11 protein-coding genes are annotated in these 16384 nt (G+C 66.6%); 4 read left to right on the plus strand and 7 right to left on the minus strand.

The window, feature by feature from the left end:
• Positions 1 to 96 precede the first annotated feature (96 nt).
• Both FLG15_RS16390 and FLG15_RS16395 read right to left on the minus strand, forming a co-directional pair.
• Positions 97 to 3222, minus strand: a complete 3126-nt coding sequence (locus FLG15_RS16390; protein ID WP_057677737.1) for an efflux RND transporter permease subunit — start codon at positions 3220 to 3222, stop codon at positions 97 to 99.
• A complete protein-coding gene (locus tag FLG15_RS16395) occupies positions 3219 to 4289 on the minus strand; it encodes an efflux RND transporter periplasmic adaptor subunit (protein ID WP_150146818.1) in 1071 nt (356 codons plus the stop codon). The genes FLG15_RS16390 and FLG15_RS16395 overlap by 4 nt, the downstream gene beginning before the upstream one ends.
• Before the next feature lie 78 nt (positions 4290 to 4367).
• On the opposite strand from FLG15_RS16395, the gene FLG15_RS16400 reads away from it, so the two are divergent.
• Positions 4368 to 4553 (plus strand): hypothetical protein, encoded by a 186-nt coding sequence (locus tag FLG15_RS16400; RefSeq protein WP_082341365.1) that lies wholly within the window; start codon positions 4368 to 4370, stop codon positions 4551 to 4553.
• On the opposite strand, the gene cysN is transcribed toward FLG15_RS16400, so the two are convergent.
• Positions 4550 to 6508 (minus strand): sulfate adenylyltransferase subunit CysN, encoded by a 1959-nt coding sequence (gene cysN / locus FLG15_RS16405; RefSeq protein ID WP_370512605.1) that lies wholly within the window; start codon positions 6506 to 6508, stop codon positions 4550 to 4552. The genes FLG15_RS16400 and cysN overlap by 4 nt on opposite strands.
• 17 nt (positions 6509 to 6525) lie before the next feature.
• A complete protein-coding gene (gene cysD, locus FLG15_RS16410; RefSeq protein WP_057677734.1) occupies positions 6526 to 7434 on the minus strand; it encodes a sulfate adenylyltransferase subunit CysD in 909 nt (302 codons plus the stop codon).
• A 178-nt stretch (positions 7435 to 7612) separates the two neighbouring features.
• Here cysD and FLG15_RS16415 point away from each other — a divergent pair, with 178 nt between their 5' ends.
• The 3 genes from FLG15_RS16415 (at position 7613) to FLG15_RS16425 (ending at position 11997) form a co-directional block, all read left to right on the plus strand.
• On the plus strand, positions 7613 to 9460 hold the full coding sequence (locus FLG15_RS16415) for an assimilatory sulfite reductase (NADPH) flavoprotein subunit (RefSeq protein WP_057687088.1): 1848 nt from the start codon (positions 7613 to 7615) through the stop codon (positions 9458 to 9460).
• A 108-nt stretch (positions 9461 to 9568) separates the two neighbouring features.
• Complete coding sequence (gene cysI, locus FLG15_RS16420; RefSeq protein ID WP_150146820.1) at positions 9569 to 11275, plus strand: assimilatory sulfite reductase (NADPH) hemoprotein subunit; 1707 nt, start codon at positions 9569 to 9571, stop codon at positions 11273 to 11275.
• Positions 11272 to 11997, plus strand: coding sequence for a phosphoadenylyl-sulfate reductase (locus FLG15_RS16425; protein ID WP_057677524.1), 726 nt, complete (start codon positions 11272 to 11274; stop codon positions 11995 to 11997). The genes cysI and FLG15_RS16425 overlap by 4 nt, the downstream gene beginning before the upstream one ends.
• A gap of 136 nt (positions 11998 to 12133) precedes the next feature.
• On the opposite strand, the gene FLG15_RS16430 is transcribed toward FLG15_RS16425, so the two are convergent.
• The 3 genes from FLG15_RS16430 to FLG15_RS16440 all read right to left on the minus strand — a co-directional run bounded on the left by FLG15_RS16430 (position 12134) and on the right by FLG15_RS16440 (position 16371).
• Complete coding sequence (locus FLG15_RS16430; protein ID WP_057677523.1) at positions 12134 to 13735, minus strand: PepSY-associated TM helix domain-containing protein; 1602 nt, start codon at positions 13733 to 13735, stop codon at positions 12134 to 12136.
• Positions 13735 to 15738, minus strand: a complete 2004-nt coding sequence (locus FLG15_RS16435; RefSeq protein ID WP_057677522.1) for a TonB-dependent receptor — start codon at positions 15736 to 15738, stop codon at positions 13735 to 13737. The genes FLG15_RS16430 and FLG15_RS16435 overlap by 1 nt, the downstream gene beginning before the upstream one ends.
• A 195-nt stretch (positions 15739 to 15933) precedes the next feature.
• Positions 15934 to 16371, minus strand: coding sequence for a DUF2946 family protein (locus tag FLG15_RS16440; RefSeq protein ID WP_057661167.1), 438 nt, complete (start codon positions 16369 to 16371; stop codon positions 15934 to 15936).
• Between the last annotated feature and the right edge of the window lie 13 nt (positions 16372 to 16384).

Raw genomic sequence — 16384 nt, forward strand, 5'->3', positions numbered from 1 at the left:
AGCTGGACGACTGCACACGCCGGCCCAGGGCGTCGATGGTCTTGCGCCCCCTTCCGCATCGGCGAACGCCGGCAGCCGTTGCGCCACCGGCCTCGTTCACGCATGCCCACCCACGGACGGCGTCTGCGCTTCCAGGGTTTCCAGCTGGCGTGCCACCGCTTCGGGCGACTTGGTAAACGGCGCGATCAGGCTGTAGAACGCCGGCACCACGTACAGCGACAACAACGTGGACAGCGAGACGCCGAAGATCACCACCACGCCGATGGTGGCGCGGCTGGCCGAGCCAGGTCCGCCGGCCACCACCAGCGGGATCGCGCCGACCACCGTGGCAATCGAGGTCATCAGGATCGGGCGCAGACGCACCGATGCCGACTCCACGATGGCCGCATGCACGCTGCGCCCCTCATCGCGCAACTGGTTGGCGAATTCCACGATCAGGATGCCGTTCTTGGCCGCCAGTCCTACCAGCATCACGATGCCGATCTGACTGAACAGGTTGAGCGTGCCGCCGGTCAGCCACAGCCCCACCAGCGCGCCCAGCACCGCCAACGGCACGGTGAGCATGATCACCAACGGGTGCGCGAAGCTTTCGAATTGCGCGGCCAGCACCAGATACACCACCAGCAGCGCCATGCCGAAGGTCAGCAACACCGCACTGCCCGATTGCTGGTACTCGCGCGATTCGCCTTTCCAGTCCACCTGCGCATATTCGGGAAGTTCCTCCTGCGCGGCCTGCTGCGCCCAGGCAATGGCATCGCCAAGCGGGTAGCCCGGTGCCAGGCCGGCGGTGATCGTGATCGCACGCAGGCGATTGAAACGGTTCAAGGTGCCGGCTTCGGCCACTTCGCTCAAGGTCACCAGGTTGGAGAGCGGGATCAGCTCGCCACGGTTGGAACGCACGCGAATGGCGGTGAGGTCTTCCGGCGCCATGCGGCCTTCGCGCCCGGCCTGCAGCATCACGTCGTATTCCTCGCCGTTGTCGACGAAGGTGGTGACGCGGCGCGAGCCCATCAATGCTTCCAGCGCGCCGCCGATGGCAGTGACCGGCACGCCCAGATCGGCCGCGCGCAGGCGGTCGATATTGACGCGCATCTGCGGGCGGGTCTCCTTGTAATCCGAGTCGGGGCCGACCAGGCCGGGGTTGGCTTCCATGCGCTGCAAAATGCGGTCGCGCCACTGCGCGATCTCCGCGTAATCCGGCCCGCCCAGCACCAGCTGGAACGGCTGGCCACGGCTACGCACCAGCCCGCCGCTCACCTGCGTGCGCGCACGCACGCCGCTGAGCACATTGAGTTTCTGCTGCACCTCATCGGCCACTTCGGTGGTGGGGCGGGTGCGCTTTTCCCAGTCCTGCAAGAACACGCTGACTCGGCCGGTGTGCATTTCCTCGCTGCTGCCAAAGCCGCCGGGCACGCGCGGATTGGCGCGCACGATGGGTTTGTCCGGCCCCACGAAGGGGCGCAGGATGTCTTCCACCTGATGCATCTGCCCCACCGTGTAATCGAAGCCGGCGCCTTCCGGGCCGTCGATCATGATCTGGAAATTGCCGCGGTCTTCGGCCGGCGCCAGTTCGGAGGGAATGCGGCCCATCAGCCATGCGCTGGCGCCCAGCGCCAACAGCATCAGCAGCGCAAAGATCCAGGTGCGGTGCACATGCCGCTCCAGCGAGCGCCCATACGCACCGGATACAGCCTGCATGCGCCCATCGAACCATTGATGGAAGCGATTGGGCTTGGCCTGCCCGTGCGCGCGCAACAACTTGGACGACATCATCGGCGTCAGCGTCAGCGCCACGAAGGCCGAGATCGCCACTGCCGCCGCCAGCGCCACCGCCAGTTCGCGGAACAGCCGCCCGGTATTGCCTTCCAGAAAACCGACCGGCAGGAACACCGCCACCAGCACGGCCGTGGTCGCAATCACCGCGAACGCCACCTGCCCGGTGCCGCGCTTGGCCGCCACCAGCGGCGGTTCGCCCAGATCGATCCGGCGCTGGATGTTTTCCACCACCACGATGGCATCGTCCACCACCAGGCCGATACACAACACCAAGGCCAGCAGGGTGAGCAGGTTGATCGAAAAGTCGAACGCGTACAGCGCAATGAACGCGGCAATCAGGCACACCGGCACCGTCACCGCAGGAATCAGCGCGGCGCGCGCGCTGCCCAGGAACACCCAGATCACCACCAGCACCAGCACCACCGCTTCCACCAGCGTGTGATAGACGCGCTCCACCGCCGCATCGATGAAGGTGGTGGTATCGAAGGCGACGAAGATGTTGGTGCCCTTCGGGAGCGACTTCTGCACTTCTTCGGCCTGCGCACGCGCTTCGCGCGCCACATCTAGCGCATTGGCGGTGGAGTTGCGCACGATGCCCAGCCCCACGTTGGGCACGCCATTGCTCTGGAAATAGGCGCGTCGCTCGGCCGAGGTGAGTTCCACCTTGGCCACGTCGCCCAGCCGCACGACGTAGCCATCGTCGCCTTTGCTCAGCGGCAGCTTGGCAAAATCCTCCGGCTTGAGATAACTGCGCTCCACGCGCAGGGTGAAGTCGCGCTGCGCCGATTCGATGCTGCCGGCCGGCAATTCCACGTTCTCGTTCTGCAGCGCGGCTTCCACATCGGCCACGGTGAGCGCGCGCGCGGCCAGTTGGTCGCGGTCCAGCCAGATACGCATCGCATAGCGCTGGCGCCCGCCAATGCGCACTTGCGCCACGCCATCCAGGCTGGAGAAGCGGTCGACCACATAGCGCTCGGCGTAGTCGGACAGCTGCAGCGTGTCCATCGTGCTGGAGCTCATGTTGAGCCACAGGATGGGGTCGGCGTCGGCCTCGACCTTGGAAATCTCCGGTGGACGCGCCTGGTCGGGCATGCGGTCGGACACCCGGCTGACCGCATCGCGCACGTCGTTGGCAGCGGCTTCCACATCGCGCGATTGCACGAACTCGATGCTGATGTCCGAAGAACCATTGCGGCTGCGCGCCTCGATGGTAGAGATACCCTCGATGCCGGCCAGCGCGTCTTCCAGCACCTGGGTGATGCGGCTTTCCACCACTGCGGCAGAAGCGCCGGTGTATTCCACATCCACCGAGACGATGGGCGGGTCGATCGCCGGCAGTTCGCGCAAGGTAAGGCGGGTGAACGACATCACCCCCAGCACGATCAGCAGCAAGCTCATCACCACCGCCATCACCGGGCGGGTGATCGACAGGTCGGAGAGTTTCATTGTGCGGCCGCCTGCGGGCGTGGCGCTGCGGGCGCCGCCTGATCGGCAACCTTCAGGCCCGGGCGCAGCTTGCCAGTGCCATCGACCACGATGCGCTCACCGGCCTTGATGCCTTCGAGAATTTCCACCTTGCCATCGCGGCGCTCGCCCAGCCGCACATCGGCACGCTCCACGGTGCTGTCGGGCTTGACCCGGAACACGTACGATTCGCGCCCCACCTGCACCACCGCGATTTCCGGGATCACCACCGCCTGCCGCGCCGGCTGGAACAGCCGCACATCCAGCAGCATGCCCGGACGCAGCCGGCGATCGTCGTTGGGGAAATCCGCGCGCACCGTCACCGAGCGCGTGGTTTCATCGATCCGCGAATCGATCGTCACCACCTCGCCCTGGAACTGCGCGCCCGGATACGCCGCCGCGCTGCCGCTCACCGCATTACCGAGTTGCACCAGGCCGAACTGCGATTCCGGCACCTGGAAATCCACGTACATGCGCGCCACATCGTCCAGCGTGGCGATCACCGTGCTGGAGGTGATCAGCGAGCCAGGGCTGATCTGGCGGATGCCCAGCACGCCGGAAAACGGCGCGCGCACCTCGCGGTCGATGATTTCCGCACGCATCTGCTGCACGCGCGCCTGCGCGGCATCGCGCAGCGCGCGTTGCGTGTCCACGGTGGACTTGGCCACCAGCTGCTGGCCAACCAGACTCAACTGGCGGCGGTATAACTGGTCGGTTTCTTCGAAGGTGGCCTGCGCGGCGGTCAATGCCGCCTGCTGCGAATTGCCGCGCAGACGCAGTAGCAATTGCCCGGCCTTGACCTCGTCGCCGCTGTCGAAATACACCTGCTCCACCACATCGCTGACCGCAGCGGTGAGCGCCACCGATTCGCGCGCACGCACGGTGGCGATCGACTGCACAGTCGAGTTCCAGGGTTGGGTGGCCACCGCCTGCACCGAGACCGGAATGGGTTTGGCGGCGGCCGGCGTACTGGCCTGACGGCTGCAACCGGCCAGCACAGCGGCCAACAAGAGCGCGGCGCAAACGCGCGCGCTGGGCAGAACAAGCATCAGAACATCCTGGCAGGGTACGTCGAAAGTTTACCGACCTAGCCGCCATGAATTGACAGAAAGGGCGCGCTTTGCACCATGACCAAAGACCCTTGCTGTCCTCGGCACGATGCGCTGGTCAGCGCGACCATGGCCTGGCTGCGCATGCGTCAGACCGACGCCACCGGTATGCAGCAGCCGCATGTATGGGGTCATACACCGCCGCTGCGCACACGCGCCGCGTTGCCTGACGACCGCCGGCCCTGCCGTATTCGCCGCGCCTAGCGTTCCAGCCCAAGATATTCGAGCACATGGTGCGCCAGCGCCTCTACATTCTCACCATCGGCGTGAAGATGGATCTCCGGGTTCTGGGGGGCCTCGTACGGCGAATCGATCCCGGTGAAATTGGGAATCTGCCCGGCGCGCGCCTTGCGGTACAGCCCTTTCACATCGCGTGCCTCGGCAACCGCCAGCGGCACGTCCACGAAGACCTCGACGAACTCGCCCTGCTCGAAGCGCTCGCGCGCCAGTTGCCGCTCGGCCCGGAACGGGGAAATGAAACTCACCAGCACGATCAGGCCGGCATCGGCCATTAGGCGCGCCACTTCGGCCACGCGCCGGATGTTTTCCACGCGGTCTTCGTCGGTGAAGCCCAGGTCGCGGTTGAGCCCGTGCCGCACGTTGTCGCCGTCCAGGATGAAGGTGTGGTAGCCCAGCGCGTGCAGACGCTTGTCGACCAGGTTGGCGACAGTTGACTTGCCGGCACCCGAGAGCCCGGTGAACCACAACACGCGTGGCGCCTGGCCCTTGATGCGCGCGCGTGCGCTGCGATCCACGTCCAGATGCTGCCAGTGCACGTTACCGGCGCGACGCAACGCAAATTCCAGCGTGCCGGCGGCCACGGTGGCATTGCTTTGGCGGTCGATCAGGATGAACCCGCCGAGCACGCGGTTGCGCGCGTAAGGCGAGAACGCGATCGGTTCGTCCAGTGCCAGGTTGCAGTAACCCACCTCGTTGAGCTCCAGCCGTTTGGCGGCCAGTCGCTCCTGCGTGTTCACATCGACCTTGTGCTTGATTTCGCTGACGCTCACGGTCACCGTGCGGGTGCCGATCTTGAGCCAGTACGGGCGGCCAGGCAGCAACGCCGCATCGTCCATCCACAGCAGATGCGCGGCGAACTGGTCGGCCACCTCCGGCGGGTCGTCGATGGCGGCAATGATGTCCCCACGGCTGACGTCGATCTCATCGCGCAAGGTCAGCGTCACTGCCTGGCCGGCGCGTGCGCTGTCGACCTCGCCGTTGGCACCGCGCACGCTCGCCACCTGCGTGCGGCGCCCGGACGGCACCACCACCACCGCGTCGCCCGCGCGCACCTGGCCGGCCGCAATCGTGCCCGCATAGCCACGGAACTGCGCGTTGGGGCGGTTGACCCATTGCACCGGCAGGCGCAGGCCGCTACCGGCGTCCGGCGGCTCCAACTGCACCGTGTCCAGGTGCTGCAGCAGGTGCGGGCCGCTGTACCACGGCATCTGCGTCGAAGCGCTGGACAGATTTTCGCCCGCCAGCGCCGACAGCGGAATGCACTGCACCTGGGCGATGCCCAGCTGCGCGGCGAGCGCGGCGTAGCCTTCCGCAATGTCGGCGAACACCTGCGCGTCGTAGTCCACCAGGTCCATCTTGTTGACCGCCAGCACGACATGCCGGATGCCCAGCAACGAGACGATGTAGCTATGCCTGCGGGTCTGCGTCAGCAGGCCCTTGCGTGCATCCACCAGCACCACCGCCACATCGGCAGTCGACGCGCCGGTGGCCATGTTGCGCGTGTACTGCTCGTGCCCTGGGCAATCGGCGACGATGAATTTACGCCGGTCGGTATCGAAATAGCGGTAGGCCACATCGATGGTGATGCCCTGCTCGCGTTCGGCCGCCAGCCCATCCATCAGCAGTGCATAGTCGATGCCCCCGCCCTGCGTGCCATGCCGTCGGCTATCGCTTTCCAGCGCGGCAAGCTGATCGTCGAACAGGCGCTTGCTGTCGTACAGCAACCGCCCGATCAGCGTGCTCTTGCCGTCGTCCACGCTGCCGCAGGTGATGAAGCGCAGCAGCGGCTTGGATTCGTGTTGCTGGAGGTAGGCACCGATGCTGCCGGGAATTGGGAGTCGGGAATCGGGAATCGCAAAAGCGTTCTCCGCCAACGTGACGTCTTCCGGCAACCGCTGTTGCGATTCCCCATTCTCCATTCCCCATTCACTGCCCATCAGAAATACCCCTCAAGCTTCTTCTGTTCCATCGATGCGCCCGGGGCGTGGTCGATCATGCGGCCCTGGCGCTCGGAGCTGGTGCTCACCAGCATTTCGGCGATGACCGCTTCCAGCGTGTCGGCGTTGGACTCGATCGCGCCGGTAAGCGGGTAGCAGCCCAGCGTGCGGAAGCGCACCGAGCGCGATTGCGGGGTTTCGCCCGGGTGCAGCGGCAGGCGTGCGTCGTCGACCATGATCCAGGCACCGTCGCGCTCCACCACCGGGCGCGGGGCGGCGAAGTACAGCGGCACCACCGGAATCTTCTCGCGGTAGATGTACAGCCAGATGTCCAGCTCGGTCCAGTTGGAAAGCGGAAACACCCGCACGCTCTCGCCCGGACCGGTGCGCGCGTTGTAGAGATTCCACAACTCCGGGCGCTGGTTCTTCGGGTCCCAGCGATGGCGCGCGGTGCGAAACGAAAACACACGCTCCTTGGCGCGCGATTTCTCTTCGTCCCGGCGTGCCCCGCCGATCGCCGCATCGAAACCGCCCTGCTCCAGCGCCTGCTTCAGGCCCTGGGTCTTCATGATGTCGGTGTGCACGGCGGCACCGTGGCTGATCGGGCCAACGTCCTGCGCAACGCCGTCTGGGTTGATGTGCACGCGCAGGTCCACGCCGGTCTCGGCCGCGCGGCGGTCGCGGAAGGCGATCATCTCGCGAAACTTCCAGCGCGTGTCGATATGCAGCAGCGGGATCGGCGGCCGCGATGGCGCGAACGCCTTGAGCAGCAGGTGCAGCAGCACCGAGCTGTCCTTGCCCACCGAATACAGCATCACCGGAGCCCGGAACTCGGCGGCGACTTCGCGCAGGATGTGGATGCTTTCGGCTTCGAGCCGGTCGAGATGGGACAGCGGCGGCAGGGTCATCGGAATGTCGTGGGTGTCGGCGGGCAGACCAGCCGATGGTAGGGCAAGGCGCTGCAGTGTGTGCCGCCCTGATGACTGCACGAAATAAGCGCCCGGCATAACGCGATAACGGCAATTCCTTTCTGATGGCGCAACGCTTCCCTAACATCGTCTCTCTCATCCAAGCCCCCGGATCCGAATGACCGCTGCCAGTTCCGCGCTACCGCCCAGCCCCTTGCCCGACGAGCGCAAGGCGCTGCTGGACCGGTTGGTCGACGGCCTGGACCCCGCAGCGCTGTGGTGGCTGTCCGGTTACACCGCCGGGTTGGCGCAGGGCCATCCGCCGCGCGCGCTGGCCGTGTTGCCGGGCGGACAAGCCCAGGCACTCGTGCAGGAAGGCCAGCGCCTGACCGTGCTGTACGGCAGCCAGACCGGCAATGCCCGTCGCCAGGCAGAGCACCTGGCCGCCGAGGCCGAAGCGGCGGGTCTGAGCGTGCGCCTGGTGCGCGCCGATGCCTACCCCACCCGCGATCTGGCCGGTGAGCGGCTGTTGTATGTGGTGATCAGCACCCAGGGCGAAGGCGACCCGCCGGACGATGCGATCGGCCTGGTGGAATTCCTCACCGGCCGTCGCGCACCCAAGTTGCCCGAGCTCAAGTACGCGGTGCTGGGTCTGGGCGATTCCAGTTATGCCGATTTCTGCGGTATCGCCCGACGCATCGACGAGCGCCTGGCCGAACTGGGCGGCCGCCGCGTGCAGCCGCGCGGCGAAGCCGATCTGGACATCGACAGCGTTGCCGTGCCGTGGCGCGCGCAGGCGCTCACGCAGGCGCGCGAGCAGCTCAAGAGCGGCCTGCACTCGGCCACGGTCACGCCGCTGCGCAGCGCCCCGGCCACGCCAGTGTGGTCGCATCAGCAGCCGTTCGCCGCCGAGCTGTTGTCCAATCAGATCATCAGCGGGCGCGATTTCAAGGGCCCGGGATTTCGCGTCTACGCGGTGCCCGGCAAGCGCATGCGGCATCTGGAATTTTCGCTGGAAGGCAGCGGCCTGAGCTACGAACCGGGCGACGCGCTGGGCATCCGCCACCGCAACCCACCCGCATTGGTCGAGGCGGTGCTGCAGACCTTGCGGCTGGATGGCGATGCCGCAGTCACCGTCGGCGAGCAGACACTGGCAGTGCATGCATGGCTCGCTACCCAGCGCGAACTGACCAAACTGTCGCGACCGTTTCTCGCCGCACACGCCGAGCGCGCAGGCGCGCAAGAACTGCAAGCGCTGCTCGCCCCCACCCAGACTGCCGGCCTGGCGTCGCTGCTCGCCGATCACCAGGTGATCGACGTACTGCGCCGCTGGCCGGCGGATTGGGACCACGCCGGCCTGCTCGCCGCGCTGCGTCCGCTCACCCCGCGGCTGTATTCCATCGCATCCAGCCGCAAGCGCGTGGGCGATGAGGTGCATCTGGCCGTGGACGAGGTCGCCTACCAGGCGCATGGGCATGCGCACCTGGGTTCGGCCAGCGGCTTTCTGGCCGCACTTGGCGACGGCGACACTGCGCCGGTGTACATCGAACCGAACGACCGCTTCCGCGTGCCGGCCGATACCGATCGCGACATCCTGATGATCGGCCCGGGCACCGGCGTGGCACCGTTCCGCGGCTTCGTGCAGGAGCGCGCGGAAACCGGCGCCAAGGGCCGTAACTGGTTGTTCTTCGGCGCCCAGCATTTCAATACCGATTTCCTGTATCAGGCCGAATGGCAACTGGCCCTGCAACGCGGCGAGCTGCACGCGCTGGACCTGGCGTTCTCGCGCGACCAGGCCGAAAAGCTCTACGTGCAACACCGCCTGCGCGCGCGTGGCGCCGAGGTCTATGCCTGGCTGCAGGGCGGCGCGCACGTGTATGTGTGCGGCGCCACCCGCATGGGCAAGGACGTGCACGCCGCCCTGCTCGACATCGTCGCATCGCACGGCGCCCTGGATGCCGGAGCCGCCGCCGCGTATCTCACCCAACTGCAGGTGGAGGGGCGCTATGCGCGGGATGTCTATTAGTGCCGAGAATCGGGAGTGGGGAATCGGGAATGGGAACAGCCCATGTCCGAGTTCTTCCGACCAACTGCGCCGTTTTTCACGATTCCCCATTCCCGATTTCCGATTCTCATGAGCCACTCTGTCGAAGACATCAAATCCGAAAGCCGCCGTCTGCGTGGGTCGCTGGAACAGAGCCTGGCCGATGCGGTGACCGGTGCGTTGCGTGAGGACGATCAGACCCTGATCAAGTACCACGGCAGCTACCAGCAGGACGACCGCGACATCCGCGACGAGCGGCGGCGGCAGAAGCTGGAGCCGGCGTACCAGTTCATGATCCGCACGCGCACGCCGGGCGGAGTGATCACGCCCACGCAGTGGCTGGCACTGGATGGCATCGCCACCCGTTATGCCAATCATTCGCTGCGCGTCACCACGCGCCAGGCCTTCCAGTTCCATGGCGTGATCAAGCGCGAATTGAAGGCCACCATGCAGGCCATCAATGCCACGCTGATCGATACGCTGGCCGCCTGCGGCGATGTCAATCGCAATGTGCAGGTGGCGGCCAACCCGCTGCTCTCAAAGGCGCACGCCACGCTGTACGCCGATGCGGCGCGCGTCTCCGAACACCTGCTCCCCAACACACGGGCGTACTACGAAATCTGGCTGGACGAAGAGCGCGTGTCCGGCTCCGGCAGCGAGGACGAGCCGATCTACGGCGAGCGCTATCTGCCACGCAAGTTCAAGATCGGCTTCGCCGCACCGCCGCTCAACGACGTGGACGTGTTCGCCAACGACCTTGGATTCATCGCGATCCTGCGCGACGGCGAGCTGCTGGGCTACAACGTCAGCATCGGTGGCGGCATGGGCGCCTCGCACGGCGATGCCGAGACCTGGCCGCGCGTGGCCAACGTGATCGGCTTCGTGAGCCGCGACCAGTTGCTCGATGTCGCCACTGCCGTGGTCACCACGCAACGCGACCTGGGAAACCGTGCGGTGCGCAAGCGCGCGCGCTTCAAGTACACCATCGACGACCACGGGCTGGACACCATCGTGGCCGAGATCGAGCGCCGCGCTGGGTTCGCCCTGCAACCGGCGCAGCCGTTCGCGTTCGACCACAACGGCGACCGCTATGGCTGGGTGGAAGGCGAAGACGGGCTGGGGCACCTGACCCTGTCCCTGCCGGCCGGCCGCATTGCCGACACCGACACCGCAGCGCATCTGAGCGGGCTGCGCGCAATCGCGCAGTTGAACATTGGCCAGTTCCGCATGACGCCCAACCAGAATCTGGTGATCGCCGGCGTGCCGGCCAGCGAGCGCGCACGTGTCGATGCGCTGGTGGTGCAGTACGGGCTGGATGCCGGCAACCGCGCCGCCACCGCCCTGGCGCGCGGCGCAATGGCCTGCGTGGCACTGCCTACCTGCGGCCTGGCGATGGCCGAGGCCGAGCGCTACCTGCCCGATTTCAGCGCAGCGCTGCAGCCGCTGCTGCAGCAACACGGACTGGCCGACACGCCGATCGTGCTGCGCCTGTCCGGTTGCCCGAACGGCTGCTCGCGCCCATACCTGGCCGAGATTGCGCTGGTGGGCAAGGCGCCCGGGCGCTACAACCTGATGCTGGGTGGCGACCGTCGTGGCCAGCGGCTCAATACGCTGTACCGCGAGAACATCACCGAGCCGGAGATCCTGGCCGCATTGGAACCGCTGCTGGCGCGCTATGCCACCGAAGGCGACCACGCCAACGATGAAGGCTTCGGCGATTTCCTGCATCGCGCCGGCGTGATCGCACTGCCGCCCTACCCCACGCACCGTCGCCTCGACCTGGAATTGATCGCATGACCGCGCTGCCTGCTGCATCGATCACCTCTTCCGCGTTCGACGATCTGGACGCGCTCAATGCGCAGCTGGAAGGGCTGCGTGCCGACCAACGCGTAGCCTGGGCGCTGCAGCATGGCCCGCAGAACGCGGCGCTGTCGTCCAGCTTCGGCGCGCAATCGGCGGTCACCTTGCATCTGCTCAGTCAGCAGCGCCCGGACATCCCGGTGATCTTGATCGACACCGGATACCTGTTTCCGGAAACCTACCGCTTCGCCGATGCCCTGACCGACCGACTCAAGCTCAATCTCAAGGTGTATCGCCCGCTGGTCAGCCGCGCCTGGATGGAAGCGCGCCACGGCCGCCTGTGGGAGCAAGGCATGGTCGGCATCGATCAATACAACAATCTGCGCAAGGTCGAACCGATGCGCCGGGCCCTGGACGAACTCGAGGTGGGCACCTGGTTTACCGGCCTGCGCCGCAGCCAGTCCGGCGGCCGCGCGCAGACGCCGATCGTGCAAAAGCGCGGCGAACGCTACAAGATCAGCCCGATCGCCGACTGGACGGATCGCGACGTGTGGCAATACCTGCAAGCGCACGATCTGCCGTATCACCCGCTGTGGGAACAAGGCTACGTGTCCATCGGCGATTTCCACACCACTCGTCGCTGGGAACCCGGCATGCGCGAAGAAGACACGCGTTTCTTCGGCCTGAAGCGCGAGTGCGGCATCCACGAAGAGATCTAGCGGCAGAGCCGCCCGCTGCCGGCTGCACGTGTGCGGGCGACGCGTTCACCCGCATCTGCGGCAGCTGCATGGACATGCGAGATCCAGGATGCAACGGCAACGCGCTGCGCGCTGCACTCACTCAAAAGCGCGCGCATCAACCCGCCAAGGCATCGGCGTGTGCGCGCCGCATCCAGTAACGATCGAACGCCCACATCAGCACCAGCGACAGGCCGACCAGCGGGAAGATCAGACCGCACAGCACCAGCAACGCCATCAGGCCGCGTAATGTGCGCGGGTCGGCCGGCAACGACGGTACGCCCAAGCCACCGCTGGGGCGGCGCTTCCACCACATCACCGCAGCGCTGACGCACAACAGCACGATGGCGATGCAGGCCAACAACAGGATCAACTGGTTGGCAGTGCCGTATTGCTGGCCCAGGTGCACATTGATGCCCCATTCCAGCAGCTTGGCCAGCGGCCCGTAGTCGCGATAGCGCATGTCCAGCAATACCGCACCGCTGTACTGATCCAGATGGATCACCCGCTGCCGCCGCAGATCGGCCGGGTACACCGACGCGGTATAGACCCCGGTCGCACCACGCGGCGGCGCCACGCTATATCCCGGCTGGATGCCGCGTGCCTGAAAGCGCGCCATCGCGGCATCCAGGCCGATCGCGCCGCGTCCCGGCGCAGCGAATCCAGCCGAATCGCCGTGATCGGCATGCACGTTGTCTGCCGAGTGCGCGTGTCGGGCCGCGTGCTGCGACTGCGCCAGGTGCCCTGCGTGATCTTCGTTGCCTGCGTGGGCTGCATTTGCCGAGGGCGCGCCATGCCCGGAGTGCTCGACATGGTCGTCGGCCACCTGCAACGCAGGTGCTTGTTCGCCATGCGCGTGTTGTTCCGCCGCGCCAGCGCGCTGTGCAGGCACCACCGATTCCGGCAGGCGCGCCTGCCGCAGCGACCACGCCGGCTCGCCGCTGTCGGCCAAGCGTTGCTGCGACATCGGCTGCTGCACGCGCAACCCGGCGGGATAGCCGAAATCATGCCCATTGGCCCAGCGATTGACCTGCGCACCCCACAGCCACGACCACGGCATGCCGGTCAGCACCAGGAACAGCAGGATCGCACCAACCCCGGCACCGGTCACTGCGTGCAGGTCGCGCCAGAACCGCCGCTGCTTCGGCTTGCCGCGCACGCTGATCACGCCGCCGCGTCGTCCGCGCGGCCACCACAGATACACCCCCGTGAGCACCAGCACGATGGCCCATCCGCCGGCCATTTCGATCAGGCCGCGCGCATATGGCCCCACCAGCGCAAGACTATGCAGCCGGCGGATCGTCCAGCTCAGCGTGCCGTGCTCGGGCAAGGCACCCAACACCCGCGCACGGTATGGGTCGACATACACCACCTGCCGCACGCCGTGCGCGTCCACCAGCCCGATTTCGGCGCTCGCATCGGCGCGTTTGGGCGTGGTGTACACAAACAAGCTGCCGCCGTAGCGCCCTTGTGCAGCGGCAACCAACTGCTGTGCGGGCAGGCGCGCATCGCCTACCGGCACCACCTTCAACCCGTGGTGCACGCTGCGGTCGATGGCGTCCTGGTACAGGAACGCAGCCCCGGTCACCGCCAGCCAAATGATGAAAGGCAGCACGAGCAGCCCGGCATAAAAATGCCAGCGCCACACCGCGCGATAGAAGCGCCAGCGACTGGCTTGGCGTGCCTCGTCCACGCCACCGTGGTCAATCGTTGCGTGCATCAGAAGCTCCAATCCCACGACACCGACAACGCACGCCCATCGCCGGGCGAATAACCGGAGCTGCCGCTGTCGTACCAGGCGTACACATACGCGCGATCGGTGACGTTGCGCAGTTGCAGGCTGAGCGCATTGCGCGCATCCACCGCCCAGCGCGCGCCCAGGTTGAGCAAGGCGTAGCCACCGGTGCGGCCCAACCTGTTGGTGCGTTCCAGGTAGTAATCGCCTTGTGCGTTGCCCCAGGCGCTCACCTGCACCGACGAACTGACCTGCCACTCCAGCCCGGCGGTGGCCAACCAGTGCGGCACGTTTTCGATCTCCTTGCCGCGCGTGGCCGGGGCGCTCGGATCGGGCGTGGCGATGCTGGCCTTCTGCCGCGAATACGAGACCCATGCACGCCAATGCTCGGCCGGCTGCAGGTTGAGCTGCGCATCCCAACCGCGCCGCAGGGTACGGCCGACATTGGCCACATCACCGATGCCGACCACGCCATTGACGCCGAAAATGGTCGCCACCTCGCCGGAGGCGCGCTGCTCCCAATACGCCAGGCGCCCATCCAGCAAGGACGACGGTGCGAACTTCAAGCCGGTCTCCCAGCCGTCGTTGATCGAGGGTCCCAGATTGCCGGGCTGGCGACGGTAGGCGCCATCGCCGCTGCCGATCTGGAACGTGCGCCCCCAGTTCGCATACACGCTGCCCTGCTCGCCCACGCGGTAGCTGGCACTGAACTTGGGTTGCTTGATGGTGCCGTAGTCGTAGGTTGGCGCGACGACGCCGGCCAGCACGTCGTGCAGCTGTCCATCGACACGATCGATGCGATACCCCGGCACCAGCTGCAGGCGTGCAATCGGGGTCAGCACCGCCTGCACATACGCACCACGCGTGCGCAGGTCGTAGTCCCAATCGCGTAGTTGTGCCCCGCGCACACGCGCCACGGTGCGATACCGCTGCGATTGGTTGTCCTGCCACTGCGCATCCACCCCGGCTTCCAGGTTGGCCTGCAGCGCGCCCCAGTCCGGCTGCCAGTTGCTACGCAGCAGCAGCCCGCGATGGGTTTCGTCGGTATCGCGTTCCTGCTGCAGCCCGGCCGCAGAAAACCGTACCCAGCGTTGATTGTGGTAGTCGTTCTGGTAGGCCTTGGCGCTCCATTGCGCCTGCTCGCCGAGCGCACCGTCCGCATGCAACGCAGTCTGGCTCGTGCGACGCTCGCTGCGGTCGTCCTGCGCATAGTCCGGCGAGCTGCGCGGCGCCGCACGTGCGGTGGCGGCATCCAGATAGCCGGCTTCCAAGGCATGGTTGTCGTAGTACCGCGTGGTGAGCCCTGCGCGGAATGCACCGTCCGGGTCGGTGTAGAACCACTTGCCCGCCACGCTGCGTTTGCGTGCGTCGGCATGATCGCGATAGCCGTCCGAGTCGCGCCAGGCCAGCACATAGTTCTGGCTCCAGACGCCCTGTTCGAACCCCTTGCTCAGTTGCACCTCGCGCGCATCGAAGCTGCCGGCCGTCACGCTCAAGCGGCCGTCGTTGCCGCCGGTACGGGTGAGCACGTCCACGCTGCCGGCAATGGCATTCAAGCCATAGCGCGCGTCGTTGGTGCCGCGCACGATCTCGATGGCGCTGATGTCCTGCGGAAATACCGCGTCCAGATACGGCATGGCGCCGGCGTTGTCGTTGCTGGGGATGCCGTCGATCAGCAGTTTCACCGCATTGATGCGTCCTTCGCCATTGAATCCGCGAAACGAAAAACGCCCTGCATCGGTACCCATGCGGAACTGGGTAACCTGCACCCCGGGCGCGCGCATCAGCAGCTCCCAGCTGTAGTCCACATGCTGATCGTGCAGCAGCTCGCCACCGATCACATCCACCGAGCTCAGCACGCGCGCCGTACTCGGGCTGCGCTGCGCATGCTCGCTCACCTGCACCTTGCCCAGGGTGAGTGCCGCGTCTTGCGCCTGCACATCACATGCAGGCCCCCACACCAACGCCAACGACGGCGCGCACCACATCGCTTTCAACAACCGCAGACGCATGACCAACCCTTCGCCGTGACTGCACGGCCGCACAGCCGTGCGCTGCCACCGTCGCGGCGCGCATCGGCATCACTGGATAAGAAGCGAGTCGCCCGCACTGCCCGGCAGTGACGCCGACAACCTCAGGCGCGCACGGGGCATTGCTGCATGGACGCCCGCACAGGGGCCAGCTTATGCAGCCAGCGGTGGTCCGCGTGCGCCGAGTGCGGCCCATCGAAAGACCGCGCGTGCGCTTGCCTGGGTGACCGCCGGAGCCGGCGTCGGCCGCAGCTGCAGCAGGCACAGCAACGCCACGATGAGCACTGGCAGCAAGCGTGCGGCCAAGACGCAGTAATCGCAGGCTTCACCATGCGTCGCTGCGTCGTGGCTGCCGGCGTGCTGCGTGTTCACTACGGCGCCGGGCTGCGCGTCCACGGCCATAGCTGGCGGCTGGGTTCGATGGCCGGCATGCAGCGAGCTCTCTGCCGACAGGGCCGGAACGCCCATGCACATCGGCTCGCTCGGCTGCGCCTGGCTCCAGCGGCTGATCAGCGGAGCGACCAGCATCAGCACCACCGCCAGACAGGCAAGCAGGGGCAACAACCGGTGGCGACGGGACAAACGCAGCATGCCTGGAAGTGTA

This window comes from Xanthomonas phaseoli pv. dieffenbachiae, assembly GCF_008639345.1.
Taxonomy (GTDB): Bacteria; Pseudomonadota; Gammaproteobacteria; order Xanthomonadales; family Xanthomonadaceae; genus Xanthomonas; species Xanthomonas phaseoli.

Excerpts from the sequence above, each read along its gene's own strand:
- FLG15_RS16395 (WP_150146818.1), bottom strand. The coding sequence starts at position 4,289 with ATGCTTGTTCTGCCCAGCGCGCGCGTTTGCGCCGCGCTCTTGTTGGCC.
- FLG15_RS16440 (WP_057661167.1), bottom strand. The coding sequence starts at position 16,371 with ATGCTGCGTTTGTCCCGTCGCCACCGGTTGTTGCCCCTGCTTGCCTGT.
- FLG15_RS16390 (WP_057677737.1), bottom strand. The coding sequence starts at position 3,222 with ATGAAACTCTCCGACCTGTCGATCACCCGCCCGGTGATGGCGGTGGTG.
- FLG15_RS16435 (WP_057677522.1), bottom strand. The coding sequence starts at position 15,738 with ATGTGGTGCGCGCCGTCGTTGGCGTTGGTGTGGGGGCCTGCATGTGAT.
- FLG15_RS16425 (WP_057677524.1), top strand. The coding sequence starts at position 11,272 with ATGACCGCGCTGCCTGCTGCATCGATCACCTCTTCCGCGTTCGACGAT.
- cysD (WP_057677734.1), bottom strand. The coding sequence starts at position 7,434 with ATGACCCTGCCGCCGCTGTCCCATCTCGACCGGCTCGAAGCCGAAAGC.
- FLG15_RS16400 (WP_082341365.1), top strand. The coding sequence starts at position 4,368 with ATGACCAAAGACCCTTGCTGTCCTCGGCACGATGCGCTGGTCAGCGCG.
- cysI (WP_150146820.1), top strand. The coding sequence starts at position 9,569 with ATGAGCCACTCTGTCGAAGACATCAAATCCGAAAGCCGCCGTCTGCGT.
- cysN (WP_370512605.1), bottom strand. The coding sequence starts at position 6,508 with ATGGAGAATGGGGAATCGCAACAGCGGTTGCCGGAAGACGTCACGTTG.
- FLG15_RS16415 (WP_057687088.1), top strand. The coding sequence starts at position 7,613 with ATGACCGCTGCCAGTTCCGCGCTACCGCCCAGCCCCTTGCCCGACGAG.
- FLG15_RS16430 (WP_057677523.1), bottom strand. The coding sequence starts at position 13,735 with ATGCACGCAACGATTGACCACGGTGGCGTGGACGAGGCACGCCAAGCC.